Origin of the sequence: Hyella patelloides LEGE 07179 (assembly GCF_900659865.1) — a bacterium.
Taxonomy (GTDB): Bacteria; Cyanobacteriota; Cyanobacteriia; order Cyanobacteriales; family Xenococcaceae; genus Hyella; species Hyella patelloides.
Genome location: NZ_LR214366.1, coordinates 1 through 5695, shown reverse-complemented (window position 1 = coordinate 5695; position 5695 = coordinate 1). Strand labels below are relative to the sequence as shown.

The following is a 5695-nucleotide window of genomic DNA, read 5'->3' as shown; positions in this document are numbered from 1 at the left end:
CGTAATCAACTTTGGGGGCAAAAGTACCATCCCCATTTCCCATTAATACCGATATATTATTAGATGATTGGCTGGCAACTACAATATCAACAAATCCATCACTATTAAAATCTCCTAATTCTAAATCTTGAGGAAATTCATTAATAGGATAATCAACTTCAGAAGTAAAAGTACCGTCTCCATTTCCTATTAATACCGATACATTAGGGTTACCGAGGAGTGCATAAGGAAAAACTAAGTCGAGATTTCCATCATTATTAAAATCACCCAATTCTAAATCTTGAAGTAACTCATCAGAACCAAAATAGGTTGGATTGCTAAAAGAGCCGTCTCCATTTCCTAGAAAGACAGATACATTCGGTCTCCCAAAATTAGCATTGACAATATCTAAAAAAGTATCATTATTAATATCTCCTAGCTCTATTTTCCAAGAAGGAACAACATTATTGGCACTGAATTCAGGAACAAAATTGCCGTTTTCGTTTCCTAAGTTGACTGTCAAAGTGCCTCTATTATTACTGTCAAAACCAATAATATCTAAAATGCCATCTTGATTGATATCTTCTAAAACGGCAGTATCGTCAGCGAAGTAGGAATCATAAATATCATATTCAACAGGCTCAGAGAACAAGGAAGCTGCTGTTCCTGGGGCTGGAGAGCTAAAAGAAGAATCTTCGACACGAATCAGATTTCCTCGCTCGTCGTAGTCGTAATCGGTTCTGTTTCCCCTGCCATCATAACTAACAGTAATTAAATTATCGTCATTACGACTTCTTGAAGAAAGTCTGCCTTCTCCATCTTCACCAGAGATCGCTTGTCCCGCACTATCTAGTTGAGTAACCGTAACATTGCCGTTTCCATCCGCATAAGTACTGAAAATTTCTTCACTAAATTCTTTAGCGTCAGTGTTTAGACCTGGAGGTTCTAAATTAGCCGATTGTACAGAGGCAATACTTATGTTAGATCCATCCTTTTGTTTTCCGACGACGACTCGACCAGCAAAATTATAGTAAGCTTCTTCTCGATTGCCTCTTTGGTCGATTTCGGCAATCATATTATGTCTGCTGTTGTATTCCCAGGTACGAGTAGCAGTATCGGGGTCAGTAATGCTTTCTAAGTTTCCTTCTGCATCGTAGTTTAGTATAGTTTCGCGATTGGCAGGATCGATAATTTTCTTGACTTTTCCTGCTGCATTGTAGGTAAAGATAGTTGTCTTACCTACAGGATCGATAATTTTGCTTAATTGGTTGCTGGTATCGTAAATGTATTGAGTTTCATTACCATTACGGTCTCTCATGGAAGATAATTGGAGACTGGTATTGAAAGTGTAAACCGTTTGGTCTTTCATGATACGACGGAAAGAGCCATCAGCAAGCTTTTCCAAAGTAGAAAAATCTCCTTCAGGAGAAACATATACCGAACTTGTGGCATTAGAAGGAGCATCAAACATCAACTCTTCACCATTGCCGTCAATTAACAGCACAGAACCATCAAAGTTTTCTACTAACTCTTGCCAGCCAGAAAGTCCCCAACCGCTTCCAAAGGGACTGTTAATGCTATTAACGTTGAGGAGCGTGCTACTACTGTCTCTTACCGAAGTACCAGAAGATAAAGGTCTATTATTAGTAATTCCTCTTCTCAAAATGTAAGAATATAATCCTGATGGAAAAAGACTTAAATCGGTTTGAAGAGCTGCCCCAACAGGTTTATCACTACTAGGAACGGACCAAGAATTTACTACTGCGCTTAAGGCAAAGTTTGAATTACCGTCGAATAAGAACAAGCCTGCGCTTAAGGTAAGATCGGAGAGGGAGAAATTAGGATCTGTTTCCAAGCCAAAATTAACTATTTCTCTAGGGTCGGCACGAGAAGAGTCGTATGTGAGAGTTAAACCTCTAGTTTCACCATTGGAGTTATAGGTAACTAAATCGTGGGTTTCTATTAATGCACCAGAATGAGATTCAACTTCAGAGCTAACCGAGTTATTGTGTCCGCAAGTAGGACACCCTTCATCTTGATTTTGAGAAATATCTTCTATTGGTGGAGCAGGAATTACAAAGAAATGCCAGCTACTATTGCGAATTCCACCATCAATAGTTTCGACAACGCTACCATCATCGCTGACGCGACCCGTACCGACGACATCAAAATCTCCCGTATTGGGATTAATAGACCACAGTTCCATTTCCGTTCCTGCTTCCCATTCCGCTCTGTTTGGCAAGGATAGGAGTGCGGGAGTAGTAAATGCCATTTCTCCTGGCTGAATGGTGACAACTGTATCGGGAACTATACCTTCTGGCAGAGCAGCAGGAGTTAAATCGATAGGAACTTCGGTGATACTGAGTATTCCTGTAAAGTCTTCTCCTTCTTGGGTTTTAAGACTACCCGCACTGACGGTAACAGCAGCACCAGGGATGTTTTCAGTAGTAACGGTAACATCAACATTGGGATCGATAACTTCTCCCGATGCTACATCCAAAGCAGGAAGATAAATGGGGCGGTCAATAATGTTATTAAAACCTGCCTGAACATCCTGTCCCAAGACTAGAGGAAGTTTTTCGGCAATATAGGGATAAGCTTCATCTCCAGGCATCAATTCACCCCGCACCAACAGAGTATCGGCAGTTAAAGGCTGGTTGGTTTCGATAGTGAAAGAACCATCGGCTGCGGTAACGGTTTGTAAATCTCCTAACTCGATAACAACTCCTGCTAGGGGTTCTTGTTCGACATTTTCAATCACTCCCGAAATGCGAGTAGTTGTTATGGGGTCGGCAAGCACGTCAACGCTGAAAGTCTGCTCGGTTCGAGCAAATCCATCAGAAGCAACTACTGTAATTTGATAGCTACCAATATCCTCGGCTGTGGGAGTTAAGATAAGATTGCTATCATCTCCTAACTTTCCTGTTGGTAAATTTCCAGTATTTTTGATGGCAAAAGTAATTATGTCTCCATCGGGGTCAGTAGCCTCTAGAGGAATTGTCACTTTTGCTCCAGGCATTACGGTTTGAGCAGCAATGGGAGCAAAATTAGGAGCTTGATTGACTCCTTTTGTCAATACTCTAGTTTTCAAACCAAAACGAGTCAGATTGGGATTATCAAAGTTAATAGTTACAGCATCGGAAATCGCACCGCGATCCAAGCCTCCAGATAAAATAGCATCGCGAAGATTGAGATAGGGATTGCCCGCTTCATCTGTTCCCGAAGCATTAGTTAGTTCTATTCCATCGGGCAAATCATCAAAGACTACTGCTACGTTACGCCCAATAGCATCTCCTGAATTTTTGACTCTCAATCTGGCTTGGTATTTACCAGTAGTGCTGTCAAAGCGTACATTATCGATGACTGGTTCTATGGTCGTACTGTTACTAAATTCTGTTAAATCTAGTGTCCCTCCTGCTGCAACAATTCTAGGGTTGTCAGCAAAGAAGAGATTTTCCCTACCTTCGAGATCTACTTCATTATTGAAGTTACTAACTTTAACGAGACTTTTAAGATCCGTATCCTGATTGAGTAGTTGGAAGACTAGCAGTCCTTCTGTGAGTTCTGGCAGACTGGTAACGTCAATTTTTACAGTACGTCCGTCAAAGGTAACTAAGCCTGGTGTAAAGGAAGTCTCTTCTCCTGCAAGGGAAAATACCGCCGTACCTGCCGTACCGTTATCGAGAATGGTTTGACTGGGATTGTTGGGATCTACTAGATAGACTAATAACTGGTCTTCTAGTACATGGTCAATATCGGTTTCATCCCACAGCAAATCCAAGTCGAAGCTGAGAGTACGCTCTCCTATAGTTTCGCCTTCTTCATCAATTTCTAAGCCCAATTCCACTGGTAAGGTGGTTTCGACAACATAACTATCTCGTTCTCCCAGTAAAATAACATCCGCATTCTTTGCTCCCCAACCAGTAGTGCCGTCGGGGAAATCAAAAGTCTCTCCGACAAGGAAACTAATATCTGTGGTGGTAACATTTCCTGCTATGTCTGTAGCGGTAAGAGTAGTGGTATGTTCTCCTACTGAAAGATTACCTAACTCCTGGTCTAATTTACCATCTGCGGAAACTGGCAGGTTATTAACCGCACCACCATCAACGCTATAAGTAACGCTCAAGGCTTCATCTACTTCCCCAATAATTCTTGCCGTATTGCTATGGTCGCCATCTGACAGGGGGGTTATCAAGGAAATAGTGGGGGTAGTATTATCGTAAGTAAAAGTAATTTCCTTAATACTAAAGCTACCTGTATTGCTATCGGTAAGAACCAATTGCAAAGCATAGCTGCCACTATCTAAGGAACTGCCGTAGATAGATTCTAAACTGGCTAGATCGAGAGTAAAGCTGCCATCTTCTCCAATTAAGCTGCTAATATCGGTAAAATCGCCCCCCATTCCTGCAAATTGCGCCTGTAATGTTACTGCTTCGGGAAGATTATTAATCGCACCATTAATAGTAGGGTCGCTGGTAATATAATCAGTACTCTCAAGACCCGTATCGTTTGCCAGAGATAGGGTAATATCTGAAGGAAGCAGGTCGTTATTTTGAATCGAGACGGTACTTTCAGTATTTTCTAAAGTAACGTATTGAGGATTGCTCAACTCGATAGAGAAAGCTTCCGTTATTTCCTCAACGGTGTCTCCAAAAATAGATACCTCAATAAATTTTTCCGTCGTTCCAGGTTCAAAGGTCAGAGTGCCAGTAATAGCCTGGTAATCTAATCCTGCCATAGCCGTACCGTCAACAGTAGCGTAATCGACAGTTATGGGAATATTACTCGCCCCATCTAAAGTAACTGCAATTAGAGCAGTGGACGCTCCCTCATTTCGTTCAATTACAGTAAGATCGGCTATATTTAGCCCTGGAGGAGCGTCGTTATCAATTATCGTACCGATACCTTTTCCTTGAGAGATCGTAGCGTTAGTGGGATTAGTTAGATTGAGACTGAATGATTGCTCAAACTCGTCAAGATCGTCTTCAATAACATCAACAGTAACAGTTTTATTCGTCTCACCAGGCTCAAATGTCAGAGTACCACTGACTGCTTGATAATCTTCACCTGCAATGGCAGTGCCATTTTCAGTGGTGTATTTTACTGTAATAGGTAAACTACTAGGATTTGTTAAAGTAACGTTGAAAGTAGCTTGAGATGTTTCCGTATCGCTTTCAGAGATAGTCACTGAATCGACCGCTAAATCTGGAAGCGCGTCGTTATCAACCACTGCAACTACAGCTTCACTGTCGGGAATAGTAACGTTGGTGGGATTACTTAATTGAAGATAAAAAGCTTCATCTAGCTCGTTGAGAATGTTTCCTATAACTTCAATCTCTACAGTTTTTTGGGTTTCCCCTGGATTAAAAGTGAGTGTTCCACTGATTGCTGAGTAATCCTCACCTGCAATGGCAGTACCATCAGTTGTTGTGTAATCTACCGTAATGGGATCGTTGGAAAGATATGAGAGATTAAGAGTAAGAACAGCAGTTGTTGTTTCATCATCTCCTTCCACTATTGTCACATCATTAATCGAGATAGAAGGAGTTAAGATACTATCTCCATCATCATCCACAATTGTACCAATACCTTGATTATCAACAATTACTGCGCCCAACGCATTGGAGAGATTAATATTAAAGTTTTCAACTGATTCTTCAATATTATCTCCAATAACATCTATGGAAATAGTTCTTTCAGTAACACCAGGATTAAA

1 protein-coding gene is annotated in these 5695 nt (G+C 41.1%); it reads right to left on the bottom strand.

The genetic code is table 11. From position 1 onward, the window contains the following. Positions 1 to 5695, bottom strand: a 5695-nt coding sequence (locus H1P_RS37080) for a Calx-beta domain-containing protein (protein WP_186376320.1), incomplete at both ends; no start/stop codon positions are given.